This is a genomic window from Wolbachia endosymbiont (group A) of Sturmia bella (genome assembly GCF_964030905.1).
Taxonomy (GTDB): Bacteria; Pseudomonadota; Alphaproteobacteria; order Rickettsiales; family Anaplasmataceae; genus Wolbachia; species Wolbachia pipientis.
Map to the genome: position 1 here is coordinate 732,008 of NZ_OZ034988.1, position 17,907 is coordinate 749,914.

15 protein-coding genes are annotated in these 17,907 nt (G+C 34.7%); 8 read left to right on the top strand and 7 right to left on the bottom strand.

The window, feature by feature from the left end:
• Positions 1-28: 28 nt before the first annotated feature.
• Positions 29-292, bottom strand: coding sequence for a hypothetical protein (locus ACQH3L_RS03365; protein WP_010962582.1), 264 nt, complete (start codon positions 290-292; stop codon positions 29-31).
• Between the two features lie 229 nt (positions 293-521).
• Between ACQH3L_RS03365 and ACQH3L_RS03370 the strand changes: the two genes are divergently transcribed.
• Genes ACQH3L_RS03370 through ACQH3L_RS03395 form a run of 6 tightly spaced genes read left to right on the top strand, consistent with a single transcriptional unit; the run spans position 522 to position 5,116 of the window.
• The gene (locus ACQH3L_RS03370) at positions 522-1,247 is read left to right on the top strand and encodes a F0F1 ATP synthase subunit A (RefSeq protein ID WP_022626288.1); all 726 of its coding nucleotides are present in this window, start codon (positions 522-524) and stop codon (positions 1,245-1,247) included.
• A 59-nt stretch (positions 1,248-1,306) separates the two neighbouring features.
• Positions 1,307-1,534 (top strand): F0F1 ATP synthase subunit C, encoded by a 228-nt coding sequence (locus ACQH3L_RS03375; protein WP_006014985.1) that lies wholly within the window; start codon positions 1,307-1,309, stop codon positions 1,532-1,534.
• 3 nt (positions 1,535-1,537) lie between these two features.
• Complete coding sequence (locus ACQH3L_RS03380; RefSeq protein ID WP_010962584.1) at positions 1,538-2,017, top strand: ATP synthase F0 subunit B; 480 nt, start codon at positions 1,538-1,540, stop codon at positions 2,015-2,017.
• 8 nt (positions 2,018-2,025) lie between these two features.
• Entirely contained in the window at positions 2,026-2,502 is a 477-nt protein-coding gene (locus ACQH3L_RS03385; protein ID WP_070356812.1) for a hypothetical protein, read from the top strand.
• A gap of 5 nt (positions 2,503-2,507) precedes the next feature.
• The gene (locus ACQH3L_RS03390) at positions 2,508-4,106 is read left to right on the top strand and encodes a glycosyltransferase family 2 protein (protein ID WP_038198745.1); all 1,599 of its coding nucleotides are present in this window, start codon (positions 2,508-2,510) and stop codon (positions 4,104-4,106) included.
• Positions 4,088-5,116, top strand: a complete 1,029-nt coding sequence (locus ACQH3L_RS03395) for a COX15/CtaA family protein (protein ID WP_425385010.1) — start codon at positions 4,088-4,090, stop codon at positions 5,114-5,116. The genes ACQH3L_RS03390 and ACQH3L_RS03395 overlap by 19 nt, the downstream gene beginning before the upstream one ends.
• Here the strand turns inward: ACQH3L_RS03395 and ACQH3L_RS03400 are convergent.
• Both ACQH3L_RS03400 and ACQH3L_RS03405 read right to left on the bottom strand, forming a co-directional pair.
• Positions 5,065-7,140, bottom strand: a complete 2,076-nt coding sequence (locus ACQH3L_RS03400) for an acetyl-CoA carboxylase biotin carboxylase subunit (protein ID WP_425384597.1) — start codon at positions 7,138-7,140, stop codon at positions 5,065-5,067. The two genes, ACQH3L_RS03395 and ACQH3L_RS03400, sit on opposite strands and share 52 nt — an antisense overlap.
• A 72-nt stretch (positions 7,141-7,212) precedes the next feature.
• A complete protein-coding gene (locus ACQH3L_RS03405) occupies positions 7,213-7,968 on the bottom strand; it encodes an ankyrin repeat domain-containing protein (RefSeq protein ID WP_425384598.1) in 756 nt (251 codons plus the stop codon).
• A 149-nt stretch (positions 7,969-8,117) separates the two neighbouring features.
• On the opposite strand from ACQH3L_RS03405, the gene gltX reads away from it, so the two are divergent.
• Positions 8,118-9,539, top strand: coding sequence for a glutamate--tRNA ligase (gene gltX / locus ACQH3L_RS03410; protein ID WP_010962590.1), 1,422 nt, complete (start codon positions 8,118-8,120; stop codon positions 9,537-9,539).
• A gap of 744 nt (positions 9,540-10,283) precedes the next feature.
• Positions 10,284-12,083, top strand: a complete 1,800-nt coding sequence (sdhA, locus tag ACQH3L_RS03415; RefSeq protein WP_425384599.1) for a succinate dehydrogenase flavoprotein subunit — start codon at positions 10,284-10,286, stop codon at positions 12,081-12,083.
• Here the strand turns inward: sdhA and ACQH3L_RS03420 are convergent.
• The 4 genes from ACQH3L_RS03420 to ACQH3L_RS03435 all read right to left on the bottom strand — a co-directional run bounded on the left by ACQH3L_RS03420 (position 12,055) and on the right by ACQH3L_RS03435 (position 17,828).
• Complete coding sequence (locus ACQH3L_RS03420; RefSeq protein WP_038198760.1) at positions 12,055-13,953, bottom strand: ankyrin repeat domain-containing protein; 1,899 nt, start codon at positions 13,951-13,953, stop codon at positions 12,055-12,057. The two genes, sdhA and ACQH3L_RS03420, sit on opposite strands and share 29 nt — an antisense overlap.
• A gap of 294 nt (positions 13,954-14,247) precedes the next feature.
• On the bottom strand, positions 14,248-14,853 hold the full coding sequence (gmk, locus tag ACQH3L_RS03425; RefSeq protein ID WP_022626283.1) for a guanylate kinase: 606 nt from the start codon (positions 14,851-14,853) through the stop codon (positions 14,248-14,250).
• Positions 14,837-16,642, bottom strand: a complete 1,806-nt coding sequence (locus ACQH3L_RS03430) for a pentapeptide repeat-containing protein (protein ID WP_070356815.1) — start codon at positions 16,640-16,642, stop codon at positions 14,837-14,839. The genes gmk and ACQH3L_RS03430 overlap by 17 nt, the downstream gene beginning before the upstream one ends.
• Positions 16,635-17,828: an ankyrin repeat domain-containing protein gene (locus ACQH3L_RS03435; RefSeq protein WP_425384600.1), complete on the bottom strand. Its 1,194-nt coding sequence runs from the start codon at positions 17,826-17,828 to the stop codon at positions 16,635-16,637. The genes ACQH3L_RS03430 and ACQH3L_RS03435 overlap by 8 nt, the downstream gene beginning before the upstream one ends.
• Positions 17,829-17,907: the final 79 nt, after the last annotated feature.

Sequence of the window (17,907 nt, forward strand, 5' to 3'; positions counted from 1 at the left end):
TGTTTATGATGTAGAAGCTTTTGTAACTTTATATCTTCTTGCGAAGAGAAAGAATTTTTTCTATATCACCTTTTAAATCTATCTCCAGAAAGAATTTAAGACTTTCATAATCCCAGGCATCCTCATCAATGTTACCATCAAAAAAGAAGTGTATTATTGCATTGTTGAGTCCTATGTAATAATCGCGAGTATCTTCGTCAAGGAAACAATCTACTGATTCGATGTATCCGTTACCAAATTCCTGCTCCAAATTTAAAGGATGATTAGTGTTAATAAAATCTATTTCGTTCATTATATACCTCACTAAAAATTAAATTATAATCAAAATAAGATATTAAGTCAAGATATTGAATAATTTAACAAGATTAGTAAATTTTAAAATACAGAGCTGACTGTAATTAACATTCTAATTACATATTTTGTTAATATGTTAATGTTATAATAATACAGAGCCTTATCTTAATTCTTGACTTTGTCCTATAAAATTCATACTTTATTTACTGTTTATAATTCAGATTAAAATGGCACTAAATCCACTGGAACAGTTTAAGGTATATACAATAATAGAGTTACCTAGGTTATTTGGGTATGACGTAAGCTTTACCAATTCATCTTTTTTCACGATGATTTCGGTGATATTGATGATACTCTTTTTGCTTTTTGGAATAAAGAAGGGGTCAGTAATACCAGGATATTTGCAAGCTGCAGTTGAGTATGTATATGATTTTGTTATTTCAATAATAGAAAATAACACTGGAAGCAAAGGCTTGCAGCACATTCCATTGATATTCACAGTATTTATTTTCATTTTATCGTGTAATTTAGTTGGTGTTCTTCCTTATAGTTTCACGGTCACAAGTCATGTGATAGTCACCTTCGCTTTATCGATGGTGGTTTTTATTTATATAACGATTGTTGGATTTAAAGAAAGGGGAGTAGAATTTTTACGCATATTGCTACCAAAAGGAACTCCTTCGTGGCTTGCACCTATAATAATTATTATTAAGTTGTTTGCTTATTTAGTAAGGCCGGTTAGCCTATCAATAAGGCTTGCAGCAAATATGATTGCTGGTCATACAATCATCAAAGTGATAGCAGGGTTTATTGTAAATATGAACATATTTTTCACTCCTGCGCCGTTTTTGTTCATAATTGCATTGATAGGATTTGAAGTATTTGTTGCAATTTTACAAGCTTATATATTTACTATATTAACATGTGTATATTTGTCAGATGCAGTAAAGTAATTGACTTCCTTGTAGAATATTTTACAATTATATTATAAAGAAATAATTAAAGGTAATATATGGATTTAGTAGCTTTAAAATTTATAGCAATTGGTTTAGCTGTGTTTGGAATGCTCGGCGCTGGTTTAGGTATAGCTAATATCTTCTCTGCTATGTTAAATGGGATTGCGAGAAACCCTGAATCAGAAGGTAAAATGAAAAGTTATGTTTATATTGGTGCTGCCATGGTTGAAATCATGGGGTTGCTTGCGTTTGTACTTGCAATGTTATTAATATTTGCTGCTTAACAGATGCCACAGCTTGATGTTTCAACCTTCTTTTCTCAAGTTTTTTGGTTTTTAATTTTTTTCTCTTCACTTTTTTTCGTAGTAAGTTGTTTATTTTTGCCAAAGTTAGATGAAATAATAAGCACTAGAAGTAAAGAAGTATTGGGTTCTTTTAATAGTTCTGTTCATCTTTTAAGACTTACGGAAGATCAGATTACCAAGTATAACGCAGCTTTAACCCAAGCTAGAATACAGGCAAAAAAAATCATAGATGATGCACTTGCTCAGGTAGAAGAAATGAGAGCTAATGTTAAGAATATATTAGAAGAGGAAGATAAAAAAAAGAGCAAGCTTATTGAAAAAAAAGTGGCAGAATTTAAATCTGAATATACTGATCAGTTAAAACAAATGGCTACTAGTATTGCTTTAATTTATTATACTAAATTGACTAATTCTGAAATTGAAGAGGAATTTATTGCTGACTTGGTGTCCAAAGAATTTTAGGGGTTTTTATGTCTACATCACTGATTATCGGTCTTGCCTTCTTGGTAAGTTTTGTCCTTTCGTATAAATTGCTAAAGAAAGTGATAAAAAATGCGCTTAACAATAAGCGTAACAAAAGCAAATTTTCAAGTGAAGAAACTGAAAAATTCAGGAAAGATATGTTGGAGTATTACAAAAAATCTTCTAAAAAATACAAAGAATTAGATGCAGAAGTTAATAAAATGATGAATGAAGCACTTGATAAAGCTAATAGTATCATTAAGCACAATAGACAGCAGCTAGATCAGACATTAGATGACAATGCCCATTCTAACTTGAAGAAAGTCACTGACCAAGTTGAAAAAGCTCTTGGAGATTTACAGGCTAACACAGCGAGTATAGCTGCTGATGCTGTAAAAAAAATAATGCATGAACGTAAAGATGATAAGCGTAGTAGCGAGGTCATATCTTCATTTTCACGTGACTTAAATAAAAAATTGCATTAGGTTTAATGCCTATACTTCAAGCTGATAATGTAGAAAAAATTAAGTTTGATTCTAGTTTGTGCAAAGAGCAAGAGAAACTTTTTTACTATAAATTTAATATAATTCCTTGGCAAAAATTAAATGATACTACTTTTTTTATGGTTGAAGACACAAGCCGAGATATCAACCGTTGGGTCGAAGCTCATTACGGCATTGACTATGTATTAATAAAAGTGGATAGCGAACAGATTTTAAATCTTCTTAACTCGCACTTTGGTATTTCAGAATTTGCAAGCAACTACTTATATTACAAGAATCCTAATTTTTCAGCTAAAAGCATTAAACTAAGCTCAATATTTTTTGCTTCTTTCTTTATTGTAACTTCAATTTTAACACTAACAGAGAAATATACATATTTTGCTTTGATGTTGATATTTATAATCGGATGTTCTAGTTATTTATTCAAGTTTATAGCTACAGTTTTTAGCTTATGTGAAACCTCTAATCAAAAAGTGGATTATAGTAAGCTGAATGAAGAAGATTTTCCTATATATACTATTTTATTGCCTGCTTTTAAAGAAAGTGCAGTGATAGAGCAATTGATCGAAAGCATTGAAAGTTTGGATTATCCAAAATCAAAATTAGATGTGAAGCTTCAGGTAGAAAGTGATGACCAAGAAACGCTAGCAGCTATAGAAAAGTACACTTTACCGCAGTATTTTGAAGTAATAAAAGTGCCTCATTCTTTGCCTAGAACAAAAGCCAAGTCATGCAATTATGCTATGAGCTTTGCTAGAGGAAAGTATGCAGTAATATATGATGCGGACGATAAACCAGACCCATTGCAGTTAAAAAAAGCACTGATTGAATTTAATAAGGACGACGATAAGCTTGCCTGTGTACAGGCGAAATTAAATTACTACAATTGTGATTACAATTTTCTCACAAAATTCTTTTCTCTGGAGTATATGAACTGGTTTCAATACTTATTGCCTGGATTCCAAAAAATGAACATGCCGATACCTTTGGGTGGTAGCAGTAATCATTTTTCAGTAAAAATTCTAAAAGAAGTGTTTTTCTGGGATGCTTATAGTGTTACCGAAGATGCTGACCTTGGTTTGAGACTTGCGCAAATGGGATATAAAACCAGGATGATTGACTCAGAAACATTGGAAGAGTCACCAATTGCTGTATTTGCTTGGATTAAGCAAAGAGCGCGCTGGATCAAAGGCTATATGCAAACTTATATTGTTCATTTAAAAAATATAAAGTCACTTTATAAACACACTGGATTTAAGGGAATTTTGCTATTGAATCTTTTTGTTGGCTCTGCAGCTTTTATATTTTTTACTACTCCATTTTTACTGCTTTCATTGATATTAACTAAAGTTTTAAATGAATTATTTTTGTACTACTTTGTAGTGGTATACGTTACTAACCTGATTCTTTTGGTAATAGCTGTCAAACAGCAAAAGATGCCTTTTTATTTTTATATAGTATCGATATTTTTTCCGGTCTATAGTCTGCTACATAGTGTTGCAGCTTTTCTTGCCTTATGGGAATTTATTCTTTACCCTGAGCGATGGAACAAAACTCAGCATGGTTTATGGAAGCAAAACCTGTAGCTATTTGGCTTTTTCTCTGCTCGGTCATGGTAATTCTCATGGTAGGGATTGGTGGATTTACCAGACTTTCAAAAGCAGGATTGTCAATCACGGAGTGGAAACCCATTACTGGAACATTACCACCACTGAGTGAACAAGACTGGCTACAAGAAAAATTAAAATACGAAGCTACACCTGAATATAAAGCACTTAACTATGGTATTAGTATGGAGGAGTTTCGCGCTATATACTTAATAGAATATGTACACAGATTGGTTGCAAGACTAACAGGTTTAGTTTTTGTCCTGCCATTTATATATTTTACATTAAGAAGAAAAATATCTAAAAAGGTAGTAATAAAGCTATTTGTGGCATTATTATTTGGAGCTTTACAAGCTTTTGCTGGTTGGTATATGGTAAAAAGCGGCTTGGTAGCCAAGCCTCATGTTAGCCACTATAGGCTCGCACTTCACTTATTATTAGCATTAATTATCTTTGCATTATTTTCATATCAATTTTTTGATTACCAAATCAGGCCAAAGCAAACTAAACTTAAGATTAGTTGTAACACCAAGTACTACGTAGGAATTATTTTAGTTCTGATCATGATACAAATAATTTTCGGCGCATTTGTTGCAGGATTAAATGCTGGTCTAATTTACAATACCTTTCCACTAATGGACGGACAAATCGTTCCAGAAGATTTATTTTTCTTACAGCCTACATGGCTGAATATCTTTGAGAACAGAGCGACAGTGCAATTTATACATCGAGCACTGGCATTGCTAATACTAACTTTGGTAGTAATACTCACAGTAAAAAATGCTGGCATAAAACCGGTATATATTATGCTGCTCTCCGTCGTCATTCAGATCATTTTAGGTGTAATTACTCTATTATTGCACATACCAATAGCCATTGCCATAGCTCATCAAGTGTTTTCATTTATCTTGTTTGGGTCAAGTTTGTACTTCTTATGTTATTTAAGAAAGCAGACTACATCACCAATCTGCACATTTTTTCCTTCTTGAACGGGAATATTTTTTATCACCATTGCTGCTTCAGCACATATGATATTTTCCATTTTCATTGCCTCCACCACAAATAAAGGTTGTCCTATTTCCACCTGATCTCCTACATTTACGTGCAATTTAACTAATAAACCAGATATTGGGGATTTTACAGCATCTGCTGAAATCCCTTCTGTTTCATTATTTAGCATTAACCTACTTAATTCAGCTACATGAGGCTTAAATATACAACACTCAGCTTTCATGCCTGCATGCCTTATGAAGTACTTGCTGCCTTGTCTTTCTATTTTAAGTGCTATATTGGTATCGTCATTAATTGTGATATATAGCAATCTATAACTTGATTTCCACTTGCCTATAACGGAGTATTTATTGTGATTATATACCGTTATTAATATATTATCTTGGTATTTTGCATTTACGGAGTACTCATTGTCATTTATATTCACTATGAATAAATCTCTTGCACGGTCACCTGCCATCCGAGTAGCTGATACTGATGCCCCTTCTTTTTTACTAGATTCCAGTGTCACGCACTGGAATGACACCTGAGATGTTTCATTCACTGCTTTATGATGGTACCTTTCTTCATTTTCCAAATGAACATATAACGCAGTGAAAATAAATATTTTAATATACTCCTCTGTAACAAAATCGCCGTGAAACCCACTAGGGTAATGATCTGGAATGAATCTCGTATGGAGCTTTGCTGCGATAAAATTTGGGTGATGGAAGATGGATTCTAGAAATTCTATATTATTTGTTACTCCTTCTATATAGCATTCAGACAATGCTTTTTGCATTCTGCTGATCGCTTCTACTCTATCTTTTCCATATGTTATCACTTTGGCAATCATCGAATCATAGAACATGCTAATTTCTGAACCTGCAGCAACTCCATCATCTATTCTTACATAATCATTTTCACCCGGTTTATCGTAATATTTTATTCTTCCGCTGGAAGGGAAAAATTTCTTCGATGGGTCTTCAGCGCAAATTCTACTTTCTATTGCAGAACCAGTAAGTTTAATATCATCCTGATTGAATCTCAATTTCTCTCCACAGGAAGTTCTAATCATTTCTTCTACTATGTCTATTCCAGTTATAAATTCTGTTACTGGATGCTCAACTTGCAATCTCGTATTTACCTCAAGAAAATAGAAGTTTTGGTCTTTATCTACAACAAACTCAACAGTGCCTGCTGAAAAATAGCCAACTTGCTTTGCCAGAGAAACACATTGAACATACATTTTTTGTCTTACTTCTTCACTAATGAATGGACTTGGCGTTTCTTCTATTATTTTCTGATTATTCCTTTGTATCGAGCATTCTCTTTCTCCAAGACAAACTATATTGCCATATTTATCTGCTATGATTTGTATTTCAATATGTCTTGGCAACTCTATATATTTCTCTATAAAGATACTGCCATCCTTAAAACTTTTCTCTGCTTCATTTGTGGCTGATGTAAATGCTAGTTCAATTTCTTTTTTGGAGTTTACAATTCGCATTCCTTTGCCACCACCGCCTGATGCAGCTTTGAGCATAACGGGAAAACCGACCTCTTTAGCAACTTGAGCTGCGTGGGCAGCATCGCTGATCTTACCCATATATCCTGGCACTACATTCACTCCAGCTTTTCTTGCAGCTTCTTTTGCTGTTATTTTGTTGGCTGTAACTTCTATTGTTTCTGCACTGGGACCGATGAAGTCTATATTATGTTTTTGAAGAGCACGTGGAAAACCTGGATTCTCTGCTAAAAAACCATAGCCAGGATGAACTGCCTCAGCACCTGTTTCAACTGCTACTTCACATGTTTTTTCAATGTTTAAATAACTGAGGCAAGATGGCGAAGGGCCGATATATCTTGACTCATCTGCTTGTCTTACATGCACAGAATTTACATCTGCATCCGAGTATATGCACACACAAGATATACCCATCTTATGGGCAGTTCTGATAATCCTGCAGGCAATCTCTCCTCTGTTTGCTATTAAAATCTTACTGTACTTCTTTTCTATCATCGTATGAGTATACTTTCTGAAGTTAAGAAAGTAAATTTCTATATCATTGCCTGCAAGTAATTTCTAGCTTCATCAAACACCTAAACTTTCTCCTGCAAGTTGTACATTAGCATTTTCCACTAAAGTGCTTTCGTTATGCAAGGCATGTATCTCGCTACATGCTTTAACTGACAGGTATGTGACTCCGCCAGAAGCTATTGCAACCATCGAGCTTAGTGCAAAAGATTGAGAAACTAAAAATAAAAAGCATAAAGACAAACATAAAGCAGCGATACATGCTATCGCTCCTATTATATATAAGCACAGGTGAAACTTCTGGTTACATATAAAGCTGTCTTTTATGCCTGCGATTTGCTTAATTTCTTTCTGTTGTGCAGCATTTAAGTAATAAAGAGGAGTTTCCCTCTTCTTATTAAAAGCATAGCCTTTACTGCAGAGCGCATCTTTAATATATTTTTTATTACATTTGAGTTCCTCTTTCAATCTGCTTACTTCTTTCCGATCTCCAGCTTCTTCTGCTTTCGTAATTTTGTTATTAGCTTCCTTCTCTAAGTCATTCACAATCTCTTGTACTGCAGGCAGCAAAATTCCACTTCTTGCTGCTTCATAAAATGGATTATCTCCATATTCATTATGCGCAGTTACAGAAGCAATGTTCTTCTTACAAATGTCTACAAATTTACCTTTGTTTTGTATTCTTGCAGCTAAATGCAGGAGATTGCCTGCCTGTACTCTTTGTTTTGTTTTATCAAAAGGGCCGGTGTAACGCCAATTGATATTAGCTTCATTATCTGAAAGCAATTTTGCTATATCTACAAGTCCATCCATAACTCACCTCGCTATATTCAACCAATACTAAATTATACAACACAATTTATGAAAAACAAGTAAATTTTATCTCTCAGAACAAATAAATTCTAAATTGTTACAAACATAAATTTTAGCTATCATTATTTACATTACTGTAACAGACAAATATGCCAGGTATAGTCACGAGATTTGCTCCATCACCAACAGGATTTTTGCACATTGGAGGAGCTCGTACTGCGTTATTTAATTGGCTCTATGCAAAGCATCATGGTGGCAGGTTTTTGCTAAGAATTGAGGACACCGACAGAAAACGTTCAACACAAGAAGCAATTGATGCAATTATAGAAGGGCTAAGATGGCTCGGTATGAGCTATGATGGGGAAATAGTATATCAGTCAAAAAGAATAGAGCGGCATAAAGAAGTAGCAAACCTTTTAGTTGAAAAGGGTAGGGCGTATCACTGTTACTGCCCTGAAGATGAAGTTGCAGAAAAGAAGGCAAAAGCAAGAGAAGAGGGCAAGATATACAAGCATAAATGTACTACAAAACCTCCTTCTTGTCATCCAAGTAGCCGACACTGGAAAAATATGTGGTCACGCGCTGGAATGACATCGGGTGTGAGGTCAGTTGTCCGCTTTAAAGTGCCAGATTCGCAAGAGATCGTCATTGATGACAAAATATACGGCCAAATCAAAGTAAATAGCGACCAGCTTGATGATATAGTGATCTTACGCTCTGATAACACTCCAACATATATTTTTGCCGTGGTAGTTGACGATCATGATGCTGGAATAACTGATATAATACGTGGTTCTGACCATCTCACTAATACCTTTAAACATCTGCTAATATACCAGGCTCTTGATTTTGACATTCCACGCTTTGCACATGTGCCGCTTATCCATGGGGAAGATGGGAATAAGCTATCCAAAAGGCATGGTGCCACAAGCGTTTGCGATTATGAAAAGATGGGAATATTGCCAAAAGCGATGCGTAATTACTTGCTGAGACTTGGCTGGAGTCACGGCAACGATGAGATTATTAGCGATGAGCAAGCAATAGAGTGGTTTAATTTAGAAAGTATTGGTCGTTCACCTGCACGGCTCGATTTCAAAAAACTGGAGCATTTGAATAACCACTATATTAGTAATATGAGCAATGAAGATATTCTGACTCTAATGCTTAGAGAAAATACTCTAACTGACAAAAAAAAGGGCTATTTACTGCAGGGACTGACAGAGCTAAAAAAAAGAGCAAACTACCTGACCGAATTATTGGATTTAGCAAAATTTTATATTCAAGATCCGCCACTTGATTTAAGTGAAGAGGCTGAGCAAATTGTCAAATCTAACCTCGATATAATCAAGTTACTTGCGTCATTTCTGTCAAAGATCGGTGATGAAAATTGGAATAAGGGTTTTTTATCTTCTCAGATCAAGGAATGTGCAAAATTGCACGATATGAAAATAAGCGATGTATACCACTCATTACGCGCCCCTATAACTGGAGTAATGGATGCACCTGGAATCATTGATATCATGGTGATTCTTGGTAAAGATGAGTGTATAAGAAGGTTACAAGCAATTTAAATGAAATAAGAAAATTTCTTGACAAGCTTTGCCAGCCCCTTTATCATGACAGTGAAGCTATTGTATTTGCTTTCGCCAATCTGCAGATTAAAAGGTAAGGATTACTTAATGTATCGGCGTCTTATGTTTAATTTTTTGCAGTATATAGATACTGTATGTCTTTACAAAACTTCATCTACATCTAGATTTTTATCTAAATAAGCTGAACGCGCTTACAAAGCGTTACAAGACATCAAAAAATGCCAATACTCGACAAAGATAGTAAAAGACTAGCTAACTCGGGGATTCTTTGTCTTTTTTTCTGCTTGGTAAATTTCTTAAACATTTGCAGCGTAGGTTAGTTGCAATTAAAAGCAGCTGAATTTCGCTTGTCAAGCGTTTAAAACATAAAAAACGCCAATATTTTAAAGCGGATAATAACCACGGGGCTTCTTTTGCCTTTTTTTCATTTGGTAAATTTCTTAATGTTTATAGCTAAACGACAATCGTCATCCCGCTGCTTGTTAGCGGTATCTAGAGATACCGCGAATGAATCGCGGTATGACGGTTCGTGGCGGCATGACAATAAGCTCGTCATCCCGCTACGTGTTAGTGGCTGAAATACTGCGGCGGTATGACGTAGGATTGCTGTCATCCCGCTACTTGTTAGCGCCGCGGCGGCATGACGTCTTAACTATAGAAAACTTGTATAGATTTTTTCTACTTCTGTGATATCATAAGCCTGTAATGATAAAATAAGTAAATATGGATAAGTCAGCGTATGAGATCATAGAACATGAGTATGACGTGGTAGTAGTAGGTGCAGGTGGAGCAGGGCTCAGAGCAACGCTTGGGATGGCTGCAACTAATTTTTCAGTTGCCTGCATTTCTAAAATTTTCCCTACACGAAGTCATACAGTTGCAGCACAAGGCGGAATTAGTGCAGCTTTAGGTAATATCGGTGAAGACGATTGGCGCTGGCATGCATATGACACAATAAAAGGTTCAGACTGGCTTGGTGATCAAGATGCAATAGAATATATGTGTAAAAACGCTGCTAAAGCTGTTATTGAACTTGAAAATTTTGGCGTACCTTTTTCTCGTACAGAAGATGGCAAAATATACCAGCGTTCCTTTGGTGGAATGACAACTCACTTTGGTAAAGGAAAATCAGCGCAGCGCACTTGTGCGGCAGCAGATAAGACTGGGCACGCAATCCTTCACACTCTATATCAGCAGTGTCTTAAATTCAACGCTGAATTTTTTGTTGAATACTTTGTGATTGATTTAATTATGGATAGCGGAACATGCTGCGGAGTTCTTGCTTGGTCGCTATGCGACGGCACATTACATAGATTTCGTGCGCATAGAGTGGTGCTAGCAACAGGTGGATATGGACGTGTTTATTTCTCTGCAACAAGTGCGCATACCTGCACAGGTGATGGTAATGGCATGGTAGTAAGGGCTGGATTACCACTTGAAGATATGGAATTTGTACAATTTCATCCAACAGGAATATATGGCTCAGGGTGCTTGATGACAGAAGGATGCCGTGGTGAAGGGGGGTACCTCGTTAATTCTCAGGGCGAGAAGTTTATGGAACGTTACGCACCAAAAGCAAAAGATTTAGCTTCCCGTGATGTGGTAAGTCGCGCAATAACAATTGAAATTAGAGAGGGAAGGGGGGTTGGACCAAAAAAAGATCATATGTATTTAACTATAGCGCATCTTGATCCGGAAGTAATAAAACTCAGATTGCCGGGCATCAGCGAAACCGCAAGAACTTTTGCTGGAGTTGATGTCACTAAAGATCCAATACCGGTCATTCCGACTGTTCACTATAACATGGGTGGCATTCCAACCAATTATTATGGAGAAGTGATCACGCTGAAGCAAGGTAAGGAAGAGGTAGTAGATGGACTATTTGCAATTGGAGAAGCTGCGTGTGTCTCTGTGCACGGTGCAAATCGACTTGGCTCTAACTCGCTTCTTGATCTTGTGGTTTTTGGTAGAGCTGCAGCGCTCAGAGCAAAAGAGAAGCTAAAGTCCGGTACACCACATAAAAAATTGCATTCAGACTGCACAGACTGGATAGTAGATAGATTTAATAAAATGCGATTTGCTTCCGGTGGGCTAAAAGTAGCAAAAATACGCGGTGAAATGCAGAACACTATGCAAAAATACGCATCAGTTTTCCGTGTTGCTGAAGTTTTAGAAGAAGGCAAAAAAGCTATAAAAAAGGTAGCAAAAATGATGCCTGATATTTCACTTGAGGATCGCAGTATGATGTGGAACAGTGATTTAGTTGAAGCGCTGGAGCTTGCTAACATGATCCCACAAGCGGTTATTACCATGGAATGCGCAGCTAATCGCGAGGAAAGCAGAGGTGCACATGCTCGTGAAGACTTTCCTGAACGTGATGACAAAAACTGGATGAAGCACACTATAGCGTGGCTTGAAGAAAAGAAAGGGCAAATTAACGTAAAAATTGATTATAAAAAAGTGGCTGAAAAAACTCTGAGCGGTGGGATTGATTTCATAGCGCCAGAGAAGAGGGTTTATTAGTCAGCCCATCTAGCTTATTCATGAATTGACGTAGTATTGATACATCGCTCATTTTAGTAGCTGGGTTTTCTGTATGCTCTGATTGATCTGATGCTCTAGCATTAAGAGCATTTTCTAACTTTAAGTAAATAGGGTAACACATTGCACAAACCGCTATGGTCACCGATAAAGCGGCTGCAGCTATCATGTTTCCTGCTAAAGCACTAAATACTGTTGCAAAAATTAAACCTCCGAGTATCCATTTTACTGGAAGACTTATATTCTTACGAGCATTCTTCTTAGAAAAATGCTCTTCAAGTTCTTCTTGTGTTTCTGGGTCAGGGCTAACACCTGTTATATCTTTGATTCTTTTTGTAGTCTGATAATATTTTTGCTTACGATGCTCTTTAGGTATTGTTATATGGTCACTTTTATTCTCAGCACCATTTTGTAACAATTCTGCACAAAATTCAGCAGTATAATAATGTTTTGTGGGCCTTGATCTAACCCACCTAGAAAAGTCTTTTAACTTACTAGGTATCTTCTCTGTTTGTCTAATTAAAGCAACTTGCGCTGGATATTTATCATCTTTATTTTGAGCGTTTATAGCCTTATGCAATTTTTCTGAAGATATTACTCCTTTTTTTTCAAAATCTAATATTAACTTCAAATATTTGATTTTATATTCTCCTTTAAGTAAAGCAATGTGGTGTAAGGCATTATTTTTATTTGCACCTTCAAGGCTAATGTTCGCCCCCTCTTGCAATAGTTCTTTAAAAAGTTCTTTATCATTATTTTTAATTGCTAAATGTAACGGATAATCACTATTACTATTTGGAGTGTTTACAGTATGTGCCACAATTTCTTTAACTTTTGCTTCTGTCTTGATTTTTATTTCCTGCTTTAGCTCAGCCTTTTTAGCTAATTTCTTTAAAAATTTACAATAGTATTCATTTTGCCCCTTAGACAATTTTTTTAAGCTTTCCTCAGGTAATTCTAACTGATCATGGCTGGCTCCATGCTCTAACAATTTTGTAAGAAACTTAAGTGTGTTATCGTTATCTTGGATTGTGTGAGACTCATGTTTTTCTTTTGTTATCTTGTTAATTAGTGCCACCTGAAGAGGGGTCTGATTTTCACTATTAATGAGTTGTGCTAGATCTTTCTTGGTGACCGTTTTTATTAGAATACCTAGAAACTTGCGTTTCTGTTTCTTTTCCAACGATACGATAAGGTGTAAAATATTGTTTCCTTTTTCATCTTTTATGCTGCTAATATCCGTACAATCTTTTAGATATTTTTCAAATTTCCTGTTATTTCCATTTTTGATCGCTTTTAGTAATAGAGCATTGCTATTTGTTATTTCGTTGCTTTTCTCTACTTCTTGATCTTCATTTGCTGTATTAGGGTTACTGATTGAATGTTTCTCATAATCATCACCAGCATCGCTACTGTAGTCACTTTCAATTCCACTGTCCCTACGATCATTTTGGTTACAATATTTGCTATTATAAGTAATTTCTGAAATTGCTTGCTTTACTCGCTCTTTTGTTTCATTTGATATTTTTTTCGATCGTTCTATTGCTTTATCTAGCACTGGAAGGAAGCATTGGACATAATACCTATAATATTTTTCTTGTTCTCTAAGTGATTCTTCTAATTTAGTTAATACTTCAGGACTAGCATCTTTTTCAAATAACCTTTTACACTTCTTGAGGGTTCCATCTTGACCTCTTGGTTTTTCACGCTTGTGTTCTTCTTTTTTTACCTTTCTCTCTATAATGCCATACAATTGCTCGTCTTTTCTATCCTGCTCTTGCTTTTTATTTTTATCTATGCATTCACCTAATTTATCTGCATTAGTAGTTAGTGCAGTTATATCTATACCCATACTAAAACCTCAATATTAAAAGCTATTTAAGTTGTCAGCACTAAACTAACAACCAAGAAGTTTGACTTTTAAATTGAGCTAAACGTTGTATATGTGATCAAAATATAGGTGGAAAGGCAGAAAATTAATTTCTGTGAGAAAATTTGCCGTCATAGTTAAACCTCACTTGAACAGTTGCTACTATTTTAACCATTTAATCTTAAAAAATAATAAATATAGCTAAACTGTGAAATGTGCTATTGGCTAAAATAGGATAAGAAACTATAGCTGCAAATATCCAAATTGATGTTTTTATCAGTCTTCCAGACTTGGTTTTTCTTTTAGTTTTTTAAGTCTTTCTTTATTTAGTATGGAGCTTATCTCTTCTACACTTTTATCAATATCATCATTGATTATTACATAATCATATTTATCACGTTTGCTTATCTCTTTTTGAGCTTCGGCTAATCTGCGCTCTATTTCGCTTGCATCATCACTATTACGCTTTTGCAAACGCAACCTAAGCTCTTCCATTGAAGGGGGAAGTATAAAAACACTCACAACTTTTTTTCTCATGAGCTTGAATAAGTGAAATGCTCCTTGCCAGTCTATGCTGAGTAAAACGCTTATTCCACTGCTCAGGTTTTGCTCTATAAAATCTCTTGGTATACCATAAAAATTCTCAAAAACTTTGGCGTATTCAAGCATTTGGCCAGCTTTGCATAACTCGTGAAATTTTTCTTCGGTAACGAAAAAATAGTCTTTTCCATTTATTTCGCCGGGGCGAGGCTTGCGTGTAGTCATAGAAACAGACCTAACTAAATTAGTTGATTGCTCAAGTAATTTTGCTGATATAGTAGTTTTTCCAGCTCCAGAAGGGGAGGATAGAACCAATAATACGCCCTCACTTTTTACGGTCATTTTTCTTTGCATTTTTTAACATGGTGCTTTTTGGATCAGAGTTTAAAAAGCTAGAACCTTCTAAATTAGAATTTGATAAGTTGGTGCCAATGAGAGAAGAGTTATCAAAGACAGTATAGCGCAAATCGGTTTTTTCAAAATTTGCCTTATTCAAATTAACGTTTACAAACTTTGCTCTACTCAATGTTGAATTAGAAAAATCGGCATTTTCTAAATTCATATTCTTAAATTCAAAGTAAGAATAATTTACATTAAATTTTTCACCCTGTGATATTTTCTCTTGCAAATCTCCAATTGAAGTTATAGCATTTTCTAACCCTGCAAGTTTTTTCTGTCCTTGATTGTCAATCAAAATCGAATTATCAAACTTGCAATCTGTTAAATGAACATCAGCAACTGAACTTTTATATATGCTTGAAGAGTGAAAAGACATATCACTAATTGTTGAATTACTCAAATTGCTAAGAAAAAAACTAGTTTTCCTAAAGGCATTAGCGTGAAGCAAAGAAGATCTGAAATCGCTTTCAATAAAATTTGAATTAGTTACTTTTAAATTGGACCAACTCGAATTATCAGCTAATAAATTAAAGAATGTTGAATTTTCTATTTCACTGGAATCAATATTATGGCGAGAAAGTGTACTGTTATAAACTTGAGAGTCTTGGATTTTTATCTTATACATTGAAGTTGTAGAAAGGTCTGAATCTTCTATCTTCACATAGGTGAATAGTGAATGGTCAAAAAATGAGCCATTCATGTTAGAATTTGCAACTTTAGTATTATGAAACTTTCCGTGACGAATGTCAGCATTAGAGACATTAACTTGATGCAGTTCACTAAAACTAAAATCAATATTGGATAAATCAGCATCATGAAGATTTGCTTCAGAAACATATGCATGTTTTATCTTGGAACCATTTAGTATAGATTGAACAAAACTTGAATTATCGTCATTCACATAGGAAATTTGTGTGTTGCTTAAATCAGTTTCGTCGAAGTTACTGTTAATTATGATAGAAGAATTAAGGCAAGCATCGGAAAGATTGCTACCTGTAAAGTCTGATTCTTTTAACTCTGCACCATATATGTTAGCATTTTTTAATGAAGAAAATTGTATCTTTAATTTATATGCATCCACTCCAAAGAAACTTGCATTATCAAGGTTGTTTTTCTGCATAACAGTATCGTTTATTTCACTATCACTAAAATTTACGTGGCTAACATTCGAGTTTGATAAGTTGGAGAAATTCATTTTCACATTCGAGAAATTAGTATGCAAACCAATTACGTTGTGCATACTTACTTTTTTGAGATCGGAACTGATAAAATCAGCATAACTAACATTAGACTGATCAAATACGATATCTGTTAAGTTTGCAGAAACAAATTTTGTAAAACTCAAATTTGTACCTTTTATTTTAATGCCATGTAAATTAGCATTGGAAAAATTAGCACCACGTAAATCAACATCAATGAAAGACACATCGGATAAATCGGTGTTAGAAAAATCGGCACCAATCAGACTTACTCCATCAAAAACAGATTTACTTAGGTACAGTTGGTTAAAATTAGCTCCATTTAAGTTAGAACCAAAACCTTTCTTAAAATCTTCTGGCACGCCCTCTTTGTGGCACTGCACCAAAAATTCAGCAAAGTCTTTTTTACTGTAAGATACGTATTTTGCATCACGCAAAGCGTTTAAAAAATCACTAATCTGATTTTTTTCATCATTTGTTTCGTTTCCATAACATAAATGACCAACTAAAATTAATATCAAAAATCTAATCATCTTGCTTATCGCACTGTATTTCTTTCGTTTTCACAGCCCAATCGTACATTGCTGAGCTTTCTTTATTGTCTATTTTTCTATCCTCCAAAAGATGTGGCATCATTTCGGCAATCGCATTTATTATATTGATCTGCTTTTTTTCGATTGCTATATCAATTGGGGATTGAAAATTATTGTTAACTACTCTAAGATCAGCACCTTGTAATAAGAGAAAGCGCACTATGTCTACCTCACCTTGTTTAACTGAATAAATGAGAGGAGTATCACCCAATTTATTTCTAAACCTTAGTATCTCTTGAATTGTTAATCCAATTTTTTCTAGCTTACTTATTACTCCTCTTAAGCAAGTTAAGTTGTTCTTCTTAATGCAGTAAAAAAATTGCTTACTGTAATCATCAATAAACACAGTTGTAGGAAGATGCTCATTAAGGCTATCATATTGTCGTTTATATATTGACTTGCTTTGTATGTCTTTATGACTCCATTCTTTTATTGGTTCTCTGTTTAGCTTTGTCCATTTTTGTAAACTTTTCTTTTCACTTTGCTCTTCTTCATCTTTTTTAGTTATAGGTTTTACTCTATTGCGGTCCTTGGAATTACTGTTTGTTTCTTTCACTTTTTTTTCTTCAGACTGATTCTCTACTTTTTCTTTTTTTCCCTCTAATAATTGACTCGCATCACTTTTTGAAAGTTCATTATCTTTTATATCAATCTTCTGATCAGCTTGTAGATTTTTTTGCGGGTTAGCTGTATTCTCATTTAAATCAGCACTTAAAGGCAAAGGCTCTGGTTTCAAATCTTTATTCACTTCTTTATTGGCCACATTTGGTAAATTTTGAGCAAATTTGTCTGTGCTTCCTTCTAGCTGGTCATTTGGCAAATCTTTATCAATCCTTTCACCTTCACTTATAGTTTTTTCAACCACGAAAGCTTTGTTCTCGTTGTGTTGCAGTTTCTCTTTATCGGTAGTGCCGTCTAATCTTTTGCTCTCAGCCTCTTGTGTTTGTTTAGCATCGACGTTGCTTTTTAACTCATCTTTTTGATTTGTGCTATCTTGCTTCCTTACACCTACATTTTCGTTTTTATGAACTGATTCAATTTTCTTTTCTTCAAGCTGCTCTACGGCAAACAGGATGGGTGATCCGAATACGACAGCTAATAATATAAAATATAAAATATTCTTCATAAATATCCCAAGCATAAGCTTAATTAAAATGATACTATAATCAAATGATTAATCTACAGTAAAAAATGCCTTAGGATTT

Excerpts from the sequence above, each read along its gene's own strand:
- ACQH3L_RS03405 (WP_425384598.1), bottom strand. The coding sequence starts at position 7,968 with ATGGATGGACTTGTAGATATAGCAAAATTGCTTTCAGATAATGAAGCT.
- ACQH3L_RS03365 (WP_010962582.1), bottom strand. The coding sequence starts at position 292 with ATGAACGAAATAGATTTTATTAACACTAATCATCCTTTAAATTTGGAG.
- ACQH3L_RS03420 (WP_038198760.1), bottom strand. The coding sequence starts at position 13,953 with ATGGGTATAGATATAACTGCACTAACTACTAATGCAGATAAATTAGGT.
- ACQH3L_RS03370 (WP_022626288.1), top strand. The coding sequence starts at position 522 with ATGGCACTAAATCCACTGGAACAGTTTAAGGTATATACAATAATAGAG.
- gmk (WP_022626283.1), bottom strand. The coding sequence starts at position 14,853 with ATGACCGTAAAAAGTGAGGGCGTATTATTGGTTCTATCCTCCCCTTCT.
- ACQH3L_RS03390 (WP_038198745.1), top strand. The coding sequence starts at position 2,508 with ATGCCTATACTTCAAGCTGATAATGTAGAAAAAATTAAGTTTGATTCT.
- sdhA (WP_425384599.1), top strand. The coding sequence starts at position 10,284 with ATGGATAAGTCAGCGTATGAGATCATAGAACATGAGTATGACGTGGTA.
- ACQH3L_RS03375 (WP_006014985.1), top strand. The coding sequence starts at position 1,307 with ATGGATTTAGTAGCTTTAAAATTTATAGCAATTGGTTTAGCTGTGTTT.
- gltX (WP_010962590.1), top strand. The coding sequence starts at position 8,118 with ATGCCAGGTATAGTCACGAGATTTGCTCCATCACCAACAGGATTTTTG.
- ACQH3L_RS03380 (WP_010962584.1), top strand. The coding sequence starts at position 1,538 with ATGCCACAGCTTGATGTTTCAACCTTCTTTTCTCAAGTTTTTTGGTTT.
- ACQH3L_RS03400 (WP_425384597.1), bottom strand. The coding sequence starts at position 7,140 with ATGATAGAAAAGAAGTACAGTAAGATTTTAATAGCAAACAGAGGAGAG.
- ACQH3L_RS03435 (WP_425384600.1), bottom strand. The coding sequence starts at position 17,828 with ATGAAGAATATTTTATATTTTATATTATTAGCTGTCGTATTCGGATCA.
- ACQH3L_RS03395 (WP_425385010.1), top strand. The coding sequence starts at position 4,088 with ATGGAAGCAAAACCTGTAGCTATTTGGCTTTTTCTCTGCTCGGTCATG.
- ACQH3L_RS03385 (WP_070356812.1), top strand. The coding sequence starts at position 2,026 with ATGTCTACATCACTGATTATCGGTCTTGCCTTCTTGGTAAGTTTTGTC.
- ACQH3L_RS03430 (WP_070356815.1), bottom strand. The coding sequence starts at position 16,642 with ATGATTAGATTTTTGATATTAATTTTAGTTGGTCATTTATGTTATGGA.